The 17,366-nt window shown below is 43.6% G+C and carries 14 protein-coding genes and 1 riboswitch; of the genes, 4 read left to right on the top strand and 10 right to left on the bottom strand.

Translation table 11 applies throughout. From position 1 onward, the window contains the following. Positions 1 to 109: 109 nt before the first annotated feature. The 5 genes from phoU to pstS form a co-directional block, all read right to left on the bottom strand. Positions 110 to 892, bottom strand: a complete 783-nt coding sequence (gene phoU, locus ACTQ9T_RS07060; RefSeq protein WP_440464596.1) for a phosphate signaling complex protein PhoU — start codon at positions 890 to 892, stop codon at positions 110 to 112. Between the two features lie 283 nt (positions 893 to 1,175). After that, positions 1,176 to 2,096 (bottom strand): phosphate ABC transporter ATP-binding protein PstB, encoded by a 921-nt coding sequence (gene pstB, locus ACTQ9T_RS07055; protein WP_194620605.1) that lies wholly within the window; start codon positions 2,094 to 2,096, stop codon positions 1,176 to 1,178. A gap of 78 nt (positions 2,097 to 2,174) precedes the next feature. Next, positions 2,175 to 3,083, bottom strand: a complete 909-nt coding sequence (gene pstA, locus ACTQ9T_RS07050) for a phosphate ABC transporter permease PstA (protein WP_189583578.1) — start codon at positions 3,081 to 3,083, stop codon at positions 2,175 to 2,177. 89 nt (positions 3,084 to 3,172) lie between these two features. Continuing rightward, on the bottom strand, positions 3,173 to 4,126 hold the full coding sequence (gene pstC / locus ACTQ9T_RS07045; RefSeq protein WP_010200767.1) for a phosphate ABC transporter permease subunit PstC: 954 nt from the start codon (positions 4,124 to 4,126) through the stop codon (positions 3,173 to 3,175). A 208-nt stretch (positions 4,127 to 4,334) separates the two neighbouring features. Next, a complete protein-coding gene (gene pstS, locus ACTQ9T_RS07040; protein WP_440464595.1) occupies positions 4,335 to 5,501 on the bottom strand; it encodes a phosphate ABC transporter substrate-binding protein PstS in 1,167 nt (388 codons plus the stop codon). 303 nt (positions 5,502 to 5,804) lie between these two features. Then, a riboswitch (TPP riboswitch) is annotated at positions 5,805 to 5,951 on the top strand. 248 nt (positions 5,952 to 6,199) lie between these two features. Between pstS and thiC the strand changes: the two genes are divergently transcribed. Continuing rightward, complete coding sequence (gene thiC / locus ACTQ9T_RS07035; protein WP_440464594.1) at positions 6,200 to 8,131, top strand: phosphomethylpyrimidine synthase ThiC; 1,932 nt, start codon at positions 6,200 to 6,202, stop codon at positions 8,129 to 8,131. 62 nt (positions 8,132 to 8,193) lie between these two features. Here thiC and ACTQ9T_RS07030 read toward each other — a convergent pair whose 3' ends face one another. From ACTQ9T_RS07030 to ACTQ9T_RS07015, 4 genes are all read right to left on the bottom strand, one after another. Continuing rightward, positions 8,194 to 9,339 carry a hypothetical protein gene (locus ACTQ9T_RS07030; RefSeq protein WP_440464593.1) on the bottom strand — a complete coding sequence of 382 codons (1,146 nt, stop codon included), beginning with the start codon at positions 9,337 to 9,339 and terminating at the stop codon, positions 8,194 to 8,196. 6 nt (positions 9,340 to 9,345) lie between these two features. Further along, the gene (locus ACTQ9T_RS07025; RefSeq protein WP_440464592.1) at positions 9,346 to 10,413 is read right to left on the bottom strand and encodes a hypothetical protein; all 1,068 of its coding nucleotides are present in this window, start codon (positions 10,411 to 10,413) and stop codon (positions 9,346 to 9,348) included. Between the two features lie 123 nt (positions 10,414 to 10,536). Then, entirely contained in the window at positions 10,537 to 11,427 is an 891-nt protein-coding gene (locus tag ACTQ9T_RS07020; RefSeq protein WP_440464591.1) for a fructose bisphosphate aldolase, read from the bottom strand. Between the two features lie 195 nt (positions 11,428 to 11,622). After that, entirely contained in the window at positions 11,623 to 12,471 is an 849-nt protein-coding gene (locus ACTQ9T_RS07015; RefSeq protein WP_439292577.1) for an EamA/RhaT family transporter, read from the bottom strand. A gap of 357 nt (positions 12,472 to 12,828) precedes the next feature. On the opposite strand from ACTQ9T_RS07015, the gene ACTQ9T_RS07010 reads away from it, so the two are divergent. The 3 genes from ACTQ9T_RS07010 to ACTQ9T_RS07000 are packed head-to-tail and all read left to right on the top strand — an operon-like array spanning position 12,829 to position 16,301. Beyond that, entirely contained in the window at positions 12,829 to 14,742 is a 1,914-nt protein-coding gene (locus ACTQ9T_RS07010) for an ABC transporter ATP-binding protein (RefSeq protein ID WP_440464863.1), read from the top strand. Positions 14,743 to 14,781: 39 nt separating this feature from the next. Beyond that, a complete protein-coding gene (locus tag ACTQ9T_RS07005; protein ID WP_440464590.1) occupies positions 14,782 to 15,672 on the top strand; it encodes an alpha/beta hydrolase in 891 nt (296 codons plus the stop codon). 11 nt (positions 15,673 to 15,683) lie between these two features. Next, complete coding sequence (locus ACTQ9T_RS07000; RefSeq protein ID WP_440464589.1) at positions 15,684 to 16,301, top strand: alpha-ketoglutarate-dependent dioxygenase AlkB family protein; 618 nt, start codon at positions 15,684 to 15,686, stop codon at positions 16,299 to 16,301. Here the strand turns inward: ACTQ9T_RS07000 and ACTQ9T_RS06995 are convergent. Next, complete coding sequence (locus tag ACTQ9T_RS06995) at positions 16,298 to 17,293, bottom strand: NADP-dependent oxidoreductase (protein WP_440464588.1); 996 nt, start codon at positions 17,291 to 17,293, stop codon at positions 16,298 to 16,300. The two genes, ACTQ9T_RS07000 and ACTQ9T_RS06995, sit on opposite strands and share 4 nt — an antisense overlap. Positions 17,294 to 17,366: the final 73 nt, after the last annotated feature.

The following is a 17,366-nucleotide window of genomic DNA, read 5'->3' as shown; positions in this document are numbered from 1 at the left end:
TTGCGTGCTGCGTTCTCAGAGGCTGCGCACCCTACATTTGAAGACAGCACCCCAGTAGCGCTATGTTCTTTTTAGAGTACATCGACTATGAAGCGTGTTAAATACCCTATCAATCCTCAGTCTTTTTTGCTGCACCAGCATCGGTAACGGATGTTGCGCTTGCTTGGCGTGCAGCCATTCGATCGTTAGCTTCTTGCACCGCTTTTTCGACCTCAGCATAGTCTGAATGACGCACGTCCTGACCGCTGATGTAGTTAATAACCAGCTCTGCCACGTTCTGCGCATGATCACCGATACGCTCAAGTGCACGCAGCACCCACATAATATTCATGACTTTTGAGACATAGCGCGAGTCCTCCATGATATAAGTCATCAAGGCGCGAATGGCCGACTGATACTCATCATTGACCACTTTATCATTACGCATGACTTCAAAGGCTTGCTCAGCGTTCGATTGGCTAAAAGCTTCCAGCGCATTATGTACCATCAGCCGAACTTGGTTACTCAAATGCTGAACTTCCGCATACCCATATTCAGTCTTACCTTGCGCGATAATTTTGATTGCCATCTGGGCAATTTTCACCGCTTCATCACCGATGCGCTCTAAATCGACCACGCCTTTGCTGATGGCCATGACCAAACGCAAATCACTGGCAGCTGGCTGACGTTTGGCAACCAATAATAAAATATGTTCGTCCAAATCGACTTCCATACGATTGATATCAAAATCCATATCAATCACTTCTTGTGCCAGCGCTTGGTTTTTATCAGTTAATGCATGGATTGCCTTGGCGACTTGATTGGCCGCGCTATCACCCATATGCAGAAACAGTCGAATCGCTTCATCAAGATCTTGGTCAAAACTTTTGGAGATATGCTTGTCATTTTGCATAGAACGTATTCCCTGAAATCTGGGTTTCGATGACACTGTGTGCCTATTAAAGGGCACATTGTTTGAGTGCTCAAAACCGATCTGCCGATATACCTCGGTCAATGTCAAAAACTTCGAATGATTGCTCACAATAAGTGCTCATCCTATTTGCTTGTTATCAGCGTCTTATTATCAGTGCTTGATGGTCAGTACATAACCATCAGCGTAATGACTGACATTATCACTCAATGAAAAGCGACTGACGGCTGACGCTAAGCGTCGCCCAACTTAATCATCAATGCGCTTAGCCATAACGACCCGTAATATAATCTTCCGTCGCTTTTTGCGCCGGTTTGGTAAATATCTGATCCGTCTCACCCATCTCGATCATATCACCCAAATACATATAGACCGTATAGTCCGACACCCTTGCCGCTTGCTGCATATTATGCGTCACAATAGCGATGGTATAGTCGTTTTTGAGATCTTCAATCAGCGCTTCAATAGCACCGGTAGAGATAGGATCAAGCGCGGAAGTTGGCTCATCAAGCAACAATACCTCTGGCTTGGTGGCGACACTACGCGCTATACATAAGCGTTGCTGCTGTCCACCGGATAATGACAGTCCAGAGGCTTTCAGTTTGTCTTTAACCTCAGGCCATAATGCTGATTTTTTCAGTGCCCATTCCACTCGATTATCCAGCTCAGCTTTGCTTAATTTTTCATAAAGACGCACACCAAACGCCACATTGTCGTAAATCGACATTGGGAATGGCGTCGGTTTTTGAAAAACCATACCGACTCGTGCGCGTAGCAAATTAACATCGACGTCTTTGTCTAAAATATTTGCACCGTCAATATTGATATTACCTTCTGCCCGCATGCCTGGATACAGATCATACATACGATTAAAGGTACGCAGCAGCGTTGATTTTCCGCAACCTGATGGGCCAATAAACGCGGTCACTTTTTTATCAGGGATATCAATATTGATATTTTTTAATGCTTGGAAATCATCGTAATAAAAATTCAGATCTCGAACTTCCAATTTTGCAGGCGGCATATTTTGTGGAATATCATGCAGTGTTTGCTTGTTAAAGCTTGCGGCATCTGGCTGAGCCATTTGTGCACTGGTCGATAAAGGGTTGGTTAATAGATTGTCTTCGGTGATATGAGACTTTTTAACCGCCGTTTTTTTAGGCGCTTTATTGATGACATCATTCATAATATTATCCAACCTAACTCAATGAAAAGTGATATAAATTTAAGTAAAAATCGACGAGGCCTGATTTTTTAGTAGCTGTTATTTGCTGTGACCACGGTTGCCAATAAACCGCGCCAAAATATTCAGTATCAATACAGACAAGGTAATCAGTAATGCCGCTGACCATGCCAAGGTATGCCAATTGTCATAAGGACTCATGGCAAACTGATAAATGGTGTTGGGCAAGTTGGCAATGGGCTTACCCATATCGGTACTGAAGTATTGGTTATTCAGCGCAGTGAATAGTAACGGTGCAGTCTCACCAGTGATTCTGGCAAAGGCTAACAATACGCCTGTGGTCAGTCCGGCTTTGGCAGCTTTGATCGTGACTTTGGTTACCAGTTGCCACTTTGGTGTGCCCAAGGCATAGGCCGCTTCACGAATGCTATTGGGCACTAAGTTGAGCATATTTTCTGTGGTACGTACGACGACAGGAATAACGATTAACGCCAACGCCAACGCGCCTGCCCAACCAGAAAAGTTATTGCCTTTGACCATCAATGCATAAATAAAGAGACCTATCACAATCGAGGGTGCTGATAGCAAAATATCGTTTAAAAAACGAGTTACCTTGCCTAGCATACTGCCTTGAGAAAATTCTGACAAATAAATACCGGTCATCAGCCCAATCGGTGCCCCGATAAACAAGCCTGAAAACGCCAACATGATTGAGCCGACAATGGCGTTGCGTAGGCCACCTGCGCTCATCGGTGGCGGGGTATCAGCCGTAAATACTGGCAACTGTACCAATCCTTGAAAACCTTCAACGAACAGGGTCAGTAAAATCCATAATAGCCAAAATAAACCAAACGCCATCGCCGACAACGCAAAGCCCAATCCAAGCTTATTCAGACGACGACGCTTGTTATAAAGGCTTTTGTTATAACGTGCCTCAAAGCTTGTCTTCGTCGGTAATGCGGTAGTAGCTCTGATAGCTTGATTAGGCATAACATTCGTTTCCCGTATCTTTTTAGATAGCCTTTTTAGATAATCTTTTTAGACAACATTAATCTCTATCGTGCTGATACAACGTTGGCTTAGCGATTGCCTGCTTTATGATCCATGCGCATGAGCATGAGCTTCGCTATGGACAGCACAATGAAAGTAATCACAAATAAGATTAAGCCTAAATGTAATAAAGATGCCAGATGCAGCTCACTAGACGCTTCGGCAAACTCATTGGCCAGCGCTGAGGTAATCGTAACCCCAGAGGTAAACAGGCTTGGACTGATATTAAAGGCATTACCAATCAAGAAAGTCACCGCCATGGTCTCGCCCAATGCGCGACCCAGCCCTAAAATAACACCACCAACCACACCAGCTTTGGTATACGGCAAAATAATCTTGAACATGACTTCCCAAGTCGTCGCGCCCATGCCATAGGCTGATTCTTTTAATAAGTCTGGCACGACGGAAAAAACATCGCGCATGGTGGCAGCGATAAAGGGAATAATCATGATGGCAAGCACCAAGGAAGCGGTAAACATCCCTAGTCCCATCGGTGCGCCTTCAAACAGCTTACCAATAATCGGTAAAGGCCCGACGTGTTCAATAAACCATGGCTGGATGTGATCGCCAAAAAACGGCGCGAAGACGAACAAGCCCCACATACCATAAATGATAGAGGGGATACCAGCCAATAGCTCAATGGCGATACCAAGCGGTTTTTTTAGAAAAGCAGGACACATTTCGGTCAAAAATATGGCAATGCCAAAGCTCACTGGCACGGCTATCAGAATGGCGATAAAGGAGGTCACTAAGGTGCCATAGATGGGTGCAAGTGCGCCGTATTCATTGGCGACCGTATCCCAGTTATTGCTGGTATAAAAACCTAGACCAAACTCTTGAATACTTGGCCAAGCCCCGACAATTAACGACACTAAAATACCACCTAGAGACATCAATACCAGTATGGCAAATGCTTTGGTGGAGTTAACGAATAAAGCATCGTAACGTTTTTGTTTAGCCAGTTGGGACCTTAAGTCTGTCATAAGTGTCTCAGCATTCAATAGAATAAGATTAAAAAATGAGCGTGTTTATCAAGTTTTATCACAACAAACTCAGCAGATATGAGTATCAGAAGCTATAAATATCATTGGCTTTGCGATTAAATTCGCTGTGATAAAACCTTTCAAACAACTACCGGAGAATAGTTGTTTGAAAGGGTAATTCGATCGTTATTAAATAATGACTATCGAATTACTGAGCAGGTTTATAGACAGGCTGTCCATCGCTACCTTTTACGTCGTTCCATTTTGCTTTGAACAAGGCCACTGCCGTGTCAGAGAATGGTACGTAGTCTAGTGCCATAGCGTCATCATCACCTTGGCTATAAGCCCAGTCAAAGAAGTTCAACACGCCAGCGACTTGCTGAGGATTCTCTGGTTGCTTATGGACTAAGATAAAGGTGGCAGCAGCGATAGGCCATGCTTGGTCAGTCTCAGAGTTGGTGATGACTTTATAAAAGCCTTCTTGTTGTGACCAATCAATATCACCTGCCGCAGCAAAGGTCTCAGCTGATGGTTGCACGATGTTGCCAGCTGCATTTTTCAATGCTGTATGTGACATCTTGTTTTGCTTAGCGTAAGCATACTCAACATAGCCGATAGAGTTTTTCATACGGTTAACGTAACTTGAAACCCCTTCATTACCTTTACCGCCTGCACCAGTCGCAGAGGTCGGCCATTTGACTGTTTTATCAACACCAACCGTGTCTTTCCAATCTGGTGATACTTTGGCCAGATAGTCCGTAAAGTTAAAAGTCGTACCTGAACCATCTGAGCGGAATACCGTCGTGATTGCCGCGTCTGGCAAGGTCAAATCTGGGTTCATGGCTTTGATAGCTGGGTCATTCCATTTACTGATTTTACCCAAATAAATATCTGCTAAGGTTGTACCGTCTAGCTTCAATGCGCCCGGCTCTATACCGTCGATGTTAACGATTGGCACGACGCCACCGATAACTGTCGGAAACTGAATAAGGCCAGACTCTTCAAGCTCTTCAGGCGTCATCGGTGCATCAGAGGCACCAAAATCAACGGTTTTTGACTGAATTTGTTTGATACCACCAGATGAGCCAATCGATTGATAGTTGACTTGGCCACCAGTTGCCCCATTGTAGTCATAAGACCATTTGGCATAGATAGGCTGCGGGAATGACGCACCTGCACCCGTGATATTCATGGCGATATTTTCAGCAGATTTAAAACCTGTGGTAGCAGAAGAGGCTGTTTGAGAGGTTGACTCAGCCGTGGTAACAGCGCTACTGCTAGTATCAGCAGTGGGCTCTGCCGGGTCGGTTGATTTATTACATGCCGTGAGCATTAATGTACAACTAACGGCTACTGCTAATAACGAATAACGCATGTAGGACTCCTGAAGTTTAACAACGATATGAAAAAGCATTGTTTGTGATATGCGTGCTATCTTGCCAAATCTTTATGACAGTTTGATGACAGTTGTCACAATCTTTCATTCGCTTTACATAATATTCAGGCAGCACTGCTATATTTTCAATAAATACAAATGATATCAATAATTTATAGATAACAACCTGATACAACCATACTCATAGAAAGCATCAGACGCCATCTTAAGTTGTTATATGATTAGCCAAATACTATTAGCCGTTGGTGCAGAATTTTGTTAGTATGAATAAGATTCACAACACTGACAGACTCGGGGTGCGGTGTATTAAAGATTGGCTTTATTAAATTCGCTTTATTAAAGTAACCGCCTTTTAATACATTCGCTGAGAGATCACCCGCCGAACCTGATGCGGTTAGTACCGACGCAGGGAAGTCTTAAGCCTATGTTATACAAGTACAAAGGGCGTGCAGAAATGCCTTTTTATTATCGCCAACCTCTACCAGTATTTTTTGTGCTGATGGATAGCGTTAATAATCAGTTCCGTCCCTCAATCAGCGAAAGATCACTGACTACGTTTAGGTTTGATAGCGCTAGCAGGTTTTTTTACGATTGAATTTGTCCGTATCATGTATGCTTACCCCCGCAGATTCTGGCGGTGTTGCCTATACTATTAGACCAACACGCTAGGACAGCATATGACTATTTCAGACATTACCTCGAACACAAAAGCTGCTCAAACTCATATCCCAGCCGATGCTTCGCTCAATGCGACTGCCAGCAAAGCGGATAAAAAAGCAGATGCCCTAAAAACCCCTGCCCATCGCCATCAAACAGACGCGCGCTTTGAAGAAGATGCCCGCGACTTACACCGTATTTTGCCCGCCTCTCGTAAAATTTATATCGAAGGCTCAAGACCCGATATTCAAGTACCGATGCGCGAAATAACGCTTGATCCTACCCCTGTGCAAGGCGTTTCTGAGAACGAATGGGAACAGAACCCACCGTTTTATGTCTATGACACCTCAGGTGTTTATACTGACCCCAATGCCACCATTGACCTCACCAAAGGTCTGCCAAAACTACGTGAAGGCTGGATAAACGAGCGCGGAGATACCGAGCAGTTAACAGGTCTATCAAGTCAGTATGGACAAACGCGCGCGCGTGATATCAGCACTGCCAACTTACGATTTGCTCACATTGATAAACCGCGCCGTGCCAAAGATGTTGATGGTAAAACAGGCAATGTCACCCAAATGTACTACGCACGTCGCGGCATTATTACGCCTGAAATGGAATATATCGCCATTCGCGAAACCCAAAAGCAGCATGACTTGACGGACATACGCCAACATGACGGAGAGAGCTTTGGTGCTAATACGCCGACGGTTATCACGCCTGAATTTGTGCGTAGTGAAGTGGCTGCTGGACGTGCCATCATTCCCAACAACATCAATCACCCTGAATCTGAGCCGATGATTATCGGGCGCAATTTTTTGGTCAAAATCAACGCCAATATCGGTAACTCAGCGCTCGGCTCCTCTATCGATGAAGAAGTCTCAAAAATGACGTGGGCCACACGTTGGGGCGCGGATAACATCATGGATTTGTCCACCGGCAATCATATTCACGAAACCCGCGAGTGGCTGATTCGTAACTCACCAGTGCCGATTGGTACGGTCCCTATTTATCAAGCGCTAGAAAAAGTCGATGGCGTGGCTGAAGATTTAACGTGGGAGATATTCCGCGACACCCTAATTGAACAAGCAGAGCAAGGCGTTGATTACTTCACCATTCACGCAGGTGTACTGCTGGATTATGTGCCAATGACTGCCGGACGCCTGACGGGCATTGTCTCGCGCGGCGGCTCTATCATGGCGCAGTGGTGCATGGTGCACCAACAAGAGAGCTTTTTATACACGCACTTTGAAGATATCTGCGAGATTATGAAAGCCTATGATGTCGCCTTTAGTTTGGGTGATGGCCTACGTCCGGGTTGTTTACAAGATGCCAATGACGAAGCGCAATTTAGCGAACTCAAAACCTTGGGTGAGCTGACCAAAGTGGCATGGGAGCATGATGTGCAGGTGATGGTTGAAGGACCGGGTCACGTCGCGATGAACCGTATTAAAGAAAATATGGATTTGCAGCTTGAGCTGTGTGCGGACGCGCCATTTTATACTTTAGGGCCATTAACGACTGATATTGCACCGGGTTATGACCATATTACTAGTGCCATAGGGGCGGCGATGATTGGTTGGTTCGGCACCGCCATGCTTTGTTATGTCACGCCAAAAGAACACTTGGGTCTACCAAACAAAAAAGATGTTAAAGATGGCATCATTACTTACAAAATTGCTGCCCATGCTGCTGATTTGGCCAAAGGTCATCCAGGTGCACAAGCACGTGACAATGCGTTATCTAAAGCGCGTTTTGAATTCCGCTGGGATGATCAGTTCAATCTAGCACTCGATCCAGATACAGCGCGTGAATATCACGACGAAACGCTGCCGAAAGACGCGCATAAGACAGCGCACTTTTGCTCGATGTGTGGGCCAAAATTCTGTTCGATGAAAATCACTCAGAACGTGCGAGATTATGCGGCAGGACTTAAGAGTAAAGAGGCATAGGCTGAGTTAATTAGCTCACCTTTATTTTTGCATAAAAAAGCTTGAACTCAGTTATTCTGGGTTTAAGCTTTTTTTGTACCTACTCGTGAGGATTGTAAAAAAACCCGTTTCAAATAAGAATCACATATTTTCATTATTAACATATAAAAAGGCAAAACCAATGGATAGCCGAAGACAACAATCAAAAGTGTATATCCATGATACCCGCTGGCATGCTCGCCTAGTAACCAGTCTATAAAGTAAATTTTATAGAAAACTATCATTAATGCTATGAGAGGCACAATGAACACTCCCGACCAAAGGATTGCTTTTGCTTGTTTAGAGTGCTTTTTGTGACTCGAACGCAACGATCTATAATGCATAAAACCAAATAACATTATTGATACTAAAAACACTACTCTTCCATCTAAATCAATCAGCCATTGAGCCAAAGAACTTGGTGGCTGTCGGTAAGATATTTCTAAAACATCGTTAGGAATATGATCAAAGACCCACTTCGAATCAGCTTGTAGTGCTCCACCTAAAGGCTTACCAAGATTAGTCTTTAAGTATTGCGACTCATCAGCAATCTTTAGAGTAACGGTTAAATTACCAAAGCTTTTCCAAGTTTTGGCAGGTTTTAATGAATAGTTATAAATATACTGATTGGTCCAATTACTACGGTCTATTGTAGGATGAGCAGAATATTTAACATTAATGACATGATTGCCTTCGCTTAAGTTTATCTCAAAGTATTTAGCGTCATTATTGAACTGTACAGCCGTATCCGTTTCTGGATCATGATAAGCAGGCAATGATTTTGACTGACTTTCATAATCATAATTGATAAGTACTGGTACCGCTTGCCCATCGACTTCGACTATAAAGCTTTTGTCTGTATCATTACCTATGTTATCGAACACCTCAAAAACCAAAGGTATTCGATCGCCTTCTTTAGCGCTATAAATTTCGTAAGTGACATCATAGTCAGCTTGATTAAAACCTTCAGCAATATTGATATCTATGTTTTCAGACAATATATCGATATCTTTGCTTGAATATGCCGTACTGGCATTAGTACCTTCGATAATGGGAGACGCCATATTGGCATAGCTAAACATGCTAGTACTTAATAAAAGCAATCCTAAAATGATCCTACGCATTAATATTCTCTCAAATGGCTCGTCAGCTAGCTGTTCGCGAATCACAAAGCTATTTACAGCCTTCAACTATAATTACTTTACTGTTTTAGTAACCGTCTGTTTAACCATCATAAAAGCCACAAAACTGATGACCAGATAAACGGGTGTCAATACTATATAGCCTAACGGCAAAACCCATATAAAGAACAAATCACGACTCTCTCCTGTTGCGCCTTGACCAATGATCATATCCGTCATCAGTAGATAGAGGTAATAAATTATCAGGCTAAGCAGAGGTACTAGGAAACCACCCACGAGCATGACTGTCCAAAGGGTTTCGGGCTGGGATTGCTGTCTACGTTTCATCATACGTAAATGCAGTCCACCCAATACAAATAGCGCGAAACTTATAGTTATGAATGGCGAAACAGCCGTCAAAACTTTTGCCACAGGATTCAGAGGTGCTTGAATAATAAAATCAATCTCTTTTGTTAGATTATCTTTGAAATGCCATTGGTTATTAGAAGTTAAAGTATTCTTCGTGCCATCGATACCCATACTGATATAGTCTAAACTACCATTGAAATTTAGCTTAACAAATGACCCTTTAAACTGCTTATCATCACTGACGCTCTCCTTCATCGGTACTAACGAATAAGAGTAAGTGCTTATCCCAGTCCAATCACTGCCATAATAATGCGGCTGGACGTCATAAGTAGCTGTAATAGTATGCAACCCTGACGACAAATCCAGATTGATATACTTTGAATCTGCTCTGAATTGCTCTAAATCAGTATTGGCTGGTATATAGAAGTCAGAGGTCTCAAGCCCGTTATTATCTTCAGTAACCGTTACAACAGGCACCGATTGACCATCAACAGTAATTTCGAACTCATCACTTTGTTCAAATTCATCAAATACTTCAAAAACTAATGGGTATTGCAGCCCTTCACGATTGCTATACAGCTTATAGCTCACTCTATAGCTATCACTATTAGCATCATCTGTAATATCGATATCAACTGTCTCTGATATAACATCGATGGCATTATTAAAATAAGCAGCACTTGCCCAAGTGCCTGAATAGCCTACAGGCTCCATAGCCTGAACGACTGCACTACAGCTTAGTATTAGTAAACTTAAAACCACAAAACGAGGCACAACTGCTCCAATAACTTTATGACAAACATAAGTTTAATTTTTTTCTATTGTAAATGCTATAAAAAAATCCCAGCAAACATAAAGTTTACTGGGATTATAAATTTTATTTTGAATAGCTATTGCTTAAACTTTCGACGCCTCAAAGATATCTTCAATTGAGTTGTTAATGGTTTCAGAAAATTCCTCATCGCTTTGTTGCTTACTTAAACCTTCAGTAAAGGCACGTGAGAAGCTCGCAATCATACCTGGGTTTTGTTTTAGCTTAGCACAAGCATCGCTCCGGCTATAGCCACCAGATAAAGCCACCACTTTTAGCACTTTTGGATGATTAATCAGTTCTTGATAAAAACCCGCTTCCTCTGGCAAAGTCAATTTTAGCATGACTTGATGATCACCACTTAAACGATCCAGATTATGCAATAGACTGGTTTTAAGTATCAGCTCACAGTCATGTTTTTTAGTGCCATCAATATTTACTTCTGGCTCGACGATTGGCATCAGGCCTTTTGAGATGATTTGCTTGGCGACATCAAATTGCTGCTGCACGACTAGCTCGATACCATCGACATTGGGCTCATAAATCACTGAACGCATCTTGGTACCAAATACTGGATAGTTTTTGGCTTTGTCCAATAACGCATCTAAATCAGGTATCGGGCGCATGACTTGCACGCCGTTCATTTGTTCAGCCAGACCTTTATCAACCTTAAGAAATGGCACGATATTTTTGTTTTCCCACAGGTAGTTAGCCGTCGACTTACCCTCAACCTCACGCTCCATAGTATCTTCGAATAAAATCGCCCCAAGCACGCGCTCATTATCAAAAGACTCACACGTGATGATACGCGCACGCATCTCATGTACGAGATCGAACATGGTGTCATCATTGTCATAATCGTCGCTGCTCACGCCATAATTTTCGAGTGCTTTTGGCGTACTGCCCCCACTTTGGTCAAGCGCCGCGATGAAGCCTGAACCATTTTTTATACGCTGTAATTGCTTCTGGTATTCCATTGAGTGTACATCCTATTGTTATTCATTGAGGTCAAGTGTCTCAAAGCAAATCGCTTTTTGTCAGCTTATATCAGTCTTGCTGTTTTTAAGCAACCTTATCATAGGATGCCCTGCGTGCCTATATCTGATAAGTTACCGATTTTATAAATCGTAACGACGTTGATGGATTTGGGCTAAACGGTTATGCTAAATAATTTATGCTAAAAACAGTACTGCCACACAGCCAACTGCCAATAACAGCCCTACTATATTAATACGATTGAGGCGCTCTTTAAATACCCCAACGCCGATGATAGTTGCCACTGCGATGACACCTACATTCATACCAGTAAACACAATGCTTGGTGACTCAGACAATACTTGATGCGCTCGTACATAAGCGTAAATATTGCCCATATTCAGCGCACCCAGCAGTACTCCTGCCATGAGGGCATTGCCCTGCCAGCGCACACGAGTGATTAGCAAATAAATAAACAGTAACAGCCCTGCCAGCCCGAAACTTATAAATAAGGTTAGCGGAAAGGCGGACCCTTGCTTGGCAACTTGCTTGAATAGAATATCAATAATGCCATAGCCTGCCCAGACGCCAAATAACCAAAGCGGCGTTTGGCGCGCCTGTTTGTCCATGCCGCCCTGCTGTGGACGATAAACCAAAGCACCGAGAGCTAAAAACCCTAATACCAAACCAAATATACGAGTACCCGTCAGCATCTCACCGAATAATAAAAAAGCAGCAACGATAGGAATGATGAGTGATAAACGTTGGGCAGCATCGGTTGCCACCATGCCGACCGCTGCAATCGCGCGCCCAAGAATGATAAATACGGCAGGCAGCAATACGCCAAGCGCTATGATAATCCCCCACGCGCTTCCTAACAGACTAAGTCCGCTGATGTCTGGCTTCAATAAAAACCAAGTGAGTAAGAACGCTACTGGGTAACCGGCGACGATAGTCTGACGGATATCGATATTTCGTTGACGTAATATTTTTAAAAGTACTGACACAGCGACACTACATAGTACCGCGATGGTTAAATACATCATGAACGTCTACCTTTTAAGCTGCAATTTTGTGTATTTATTATTCGTTTACTCAAACACGCCCTAAACGGAAGCGACTAAATTAGCCAAAAATGAGAACAGTCCCTAAGCCATGTTTTCTGCTCAACAAAACCATAGAATGTAACAAAATATGTTTTATACAGCAATCTATTTATAGTGCTTTTGCTAACAGGTAGTAAACATAGGCAGCTATTGATTGTCAATTTACAATTAGCATGCAGGCGTGATTACGAAGTTTTGTTAAAATAGCGTAACTTCCTATTCACACAAATAAATGTTCAAGACAATGCTTGCCAGCGTTTGTCTTGGCGTATTGCTATTGATGTTCTCCCCTTGCCTATGAATGCTCTATTTCGCTTTTTTGAAAACCGTCTACCCGCGTTTCCTGATACGCCTATGCCATTGCCCTCACCTCGTGACGGGCTGATGAAGTTTTTATGGGCGTGTACTAAAGGTTTGCGTGGCTGGCTACTCTTTTTTATGATTTTGTCGGCGGGTATCGGCATTTATGAAGCGATGCTGTTTGCTTGGATTGGTAATATCGTCGACTGGTTGGGTATCTATACACCGCAAACGCTGTGGGCTGAAAAAGGTGATATGCTCCTTTTGATGCTAGCGGTCATGCTATTGAGTCCCTTTTGGATTGCCTTATCTTCGTTTATTCATTTTCAGTCGATTCAAGGCGTGTTTCCGATGCAAATGCGCTGGCGTTTTCATCAGCACATGCTCGGACAGTCGATGCAGTTTTATCAAGATGAGTTCTCTGGTCGCGTTTCTGCTAAGGTGATGCAGACGGCTCTAGCCGTACGCGATACGGTGATGACGGTCACTGACATGTTCATGTACGTGATCGTGTATTTTATTACGACTGGTGTTATCTTATTTAACTTAGACAGCTTATTGCTCATCCCATTTGTTATTTGGTTTGTCCTAGTTGGCATTGCGTTGCGCTTCTTTATTCCCAAGCTTAAACGGACGGCTATCGTCCAAGCTGATGCCCGTGCGTTGATGGTTGGCCGAATCACTGACGCTTACGCTAATATCATGACTGTCAAATTGTTCAGTCATTCACGCCGTGAGCTGGGTTATGCCAAGAACGCCATGGGTCAGTTCTTAGGAACGGTTCATGCACAAATGCGCTGGGTCAGCTATTTAGAGGTCTCAACCCATCTGATCAGTGTCATTTTAGTGAGTAGTACGGCTGGGATTGGCATCTATTTATGGCAGCAAGGCGACATCGGCGTTGGTGCTGTTGCCGCAGCCACAGCGATGGCCTTGCGACTCAATGGTCTAACGCAGTGGATTATGTGGCAAACAGCCAGCTTATTTGAAAGCATTGGTACCGCTCAGGACGGTATGCGTACACTATCTGCACCGCAGACTATCGTTGATACACCTAACGCTGCTACGCTAAAAGTGACTAATGGCCATATCGTCTTTGATCATGTTGACTTTAGTTATGAAAGTGAAAACGATGATATCGAAGGCGAGCGCATTGACGAGGTTAATACTGCCGGAGCAGCCCTTACCCATTCACAAGTCAAACTACTTGATGGCTTCCATCTAGATATCAAACCGGGTGAAAAGATTGGTTTGGTGGGCCGATCAGGTGCTGGTAAATCAACCTTAGTGAATTTATTATTGCGCTTTTTTGATGTGGATAAAGGTAAAATCTACATTGATGGACAAGCGATTGACGAAGTCACTCAAGAGTCCTTGCGTCAACAAATCGGCATGGTCACGCAAGATACCTCGCTGCTCCATCGCACTGTCCGTGAAAACATCGCCTATGGTCGCCCTGATGCCAGCGATGAAGAAATCATCCTTGCCACTGAGCAAGCACAGGCTTGGGAATTTATCAAAGATTTATATGATGATAAAGGCAATACTGGTCTGGATACACAAGTGGGCGAGCGTGGGGTTAAACTATCTGGCGGCCAGCGTCAGCGTATCGCCATCTCACGTGTCATGCTAAAAAATGCGCCGATTTTACTCTTAGATGAAGCGACCAGTGCGCTCGACTCCGAGATTGAATTTGCCATTACTGAAAGTTTGAATGATATTATGACGGGCAAAACAGTTATTGCCATTGCCCATCGTCTCTCTACGATTGCCGCACTCGATAGACTGGTGGTCATGGATAAAGGTCAGATTATCGAGCAAGGCAGCCACGATGAACTATTGGCATTAAATGGGGTGTATGCTGGCTTATGGCAGCGTCAAAGTGGCGGCTTCTTAGGCGAAAACAATTAATTATTGATGAATAATAAATCATAAGGCAGTGTTACTTTTATGGAAGCATTCACAAACAGTATCGATATCGGTGGTCAAAAGGCACGCTATTATGATTTAAGCTCATTGAATCCATCGGCTGATAATAAAACCAAACGCCCTAGAGCGCATTTTTATGGTGGCAATGGTTTTACAGTAGGTAACTACAAGCCCCTGTTGACAGAGCTTTCTGCTGGTTTTGACATCAGCTCTCTCGCGATGCGCGGCTATTGGTATGACGAGCCAAAAGCCCGTGTATTAACGCGTGAGCAAGATGCCGATCTGCTTATTCAGTTTTTAGAGCAGACTCAAGATGGTCCTGTTATAGGCATTGGACATTCACAAGGCGCTACCGCTACTGCTATGGCAGCGGCCAAACGCCCTGATCTATTCTCTGAGTTGTATTTGATTGAGCCGGTAACTTTTACCAAATCGCAAGCGCTGTTGTATAAGCTGATACCTCGTTCCGTTAAGCTTAAACGTCAACCTTTTAAAAGCGCTTTAACCAAGCAAAAGGTTTGGGCAAATATAGATAAGTTCTATAAAAACCTACGAGAAAAAAGCGCTTATCGACGCATCTCTGATGAGCACTTGTACCTGTTTGCCGAACAAAGTTTAATACAGCAAGACGATGGACGTTATGCATTTATATTCACTCCCGAACAAGAGATAGCGAATTATTTTGGCATCCCTTATATCGACGGTGCATTAAAGAAGCTGGCGAAAACCAAGGTGCCTTACCAACTCATCATTGGCAAGCCGACTATTTTTATTAACGATAAAGTTCGTAATAATTGGCAAAAATTTGTGCCCGCTAACCAGCTTAATATCATGCCTGAGAACGGACATCTATTGCCTATAGAAGCACCGAAGCAATGCGCCACTTTTATCCTACAGAATTTTAATCGTTAAAATTTTAGCTTATGACTGATTTATTTGCCCCTAGTCCTGTAGATAACCTATTGCCTTATGAAGGGATACTCAATGATCTGGGCATCGTTGTTGAGAATAGCCGTGAGCTTTACGACATCTTATTAAGCGAACTGCCTTGGCATGCTGACATTGTCACTTTGTTTGGCAAGACCCATGTCACCACGCGTCAAATCGTTTGGATGGGTGGAAACAATAGCAGCTATCACTACTCTGGACACGCCCGCCAAAGTATTCCATGGTCAGAGACAGTGTTTCATGTGAAACAGTATGTCGAACAACAACTAGCAAATATTGGAATTGTCGCTAACTTTAATTCTTGTCTGTTGAATTATTACCCCTCAGGTAGCGATGGCATGGGCTATCATGCAGATGACGAGAAAGAGTTAGGCTGTCAGCCAATTATCGCTGCCCTATCGCTCGGTGCCACGCGAAAATTTGTCTTTAAGCATAAAAAAACCCAAGATAAAGTCGAGCTTTATCTTGATTCTGGTCAGCTTATTGTCATGCATGGCGATACACAAGCCTACTGGAAGCACACCATCACCAAGACAAAATCAGTCGCTGATGGGCGCATTAGTCTTACGTTTCGGCAAATGCTGCCCGATTAGTCTGCCTTTAGAACAATCTTACCAAAGGTATCGCCTTTTTGTAGCTCGCGATGTGCTGCCACGGCTTCAGATAACGGATACGTCTGCTGAATCTGTAATTTGAGCTTACCAGTGCCCACTTGTTCTAACACTCTTGCCATATCTTGCCCACTCCGCTGCGCTTTATAACCAGCCACGTTTAGGCTTTTTTGACTACCAGCATCGACGAGCTTATCAACCCAAATCGTTGGTAGTACGTTAACGCGGCCGCCAGATTTGAGTACATCAAGCGCGCGTACCCCTGCATCCCCACCAACCAAGTCAAGCAGCACATCGGCTTGCAAGTCAGGAAATGCCTCCTCTTTAGTGTAGTCAATCCAGCTCGTCAGCTTGGATTTGTCTATTAATTCATCAAGCTTGGCGTACTTTTCTGGCGAGCAAATTACCGTCACCTTAATGTTATCTTGCGCCACTTTATTCATGAGCAACTGGATCAACAAATGACCGACGCCGCCTGCTGGTGCATTTATGACGACATGCTCACATTTTTTGATATCAGCAAACTCTACAAATTGTAGCGCCGTTTGTCCGATACAAGGCAGCGCACCTGCTTGCTCTAATGTGACTGACTCTGGCACTTTGGCGAGCAATTTGGCATCGACTGCCACATACTCAGCATAGCAGCCACCATTGAAAGTCAAGGCGGCGACTTTATCACCAACAGCAAACTCATCGCTATTGCTACTGACCACCTCTCCTGACATATCAAAGCCTAAAATCGCTGGCTGATCATGATCAAATTTATCTTTACGAATATTATCAGCGCCCCACCCTTTGCCTTGACGGGTTTTGTAATCCACAGGGTTGATGCCAGCGTAGGCAATTTTTATTAATACTTGGTCGTCAGTCAGTTCTGGTACTGCCACACCACTTTGATATTGCATCACTTCAGGTTCACCAAACTCGCGTATGAGCACCGCATGTTGAGTGCTTGGTATTTGATTATTAGACATGGTTCATCATCCTTGTGGGTTTCTATTATTTTATTTTTTAGTCAATTGTTTGCGTTTCAGTAGATGGTTTGCG

It is taken from the genome of Psychrobacter sp. ASPA161_6, assembly GCF_051970285.1.
Classification (GTDB): Bacteria; Pseudomonadota; Gammaproteobacteria; order Pseudomonadales; family Moraxellaceae; genus Psychrobacter; species Psychrobacter glaciei.
The sequence above is the reverse complement of the archived record's forward strand: the minus strand, read 5'-3'. Positions and strand labels throughout refer to the sequence as shown.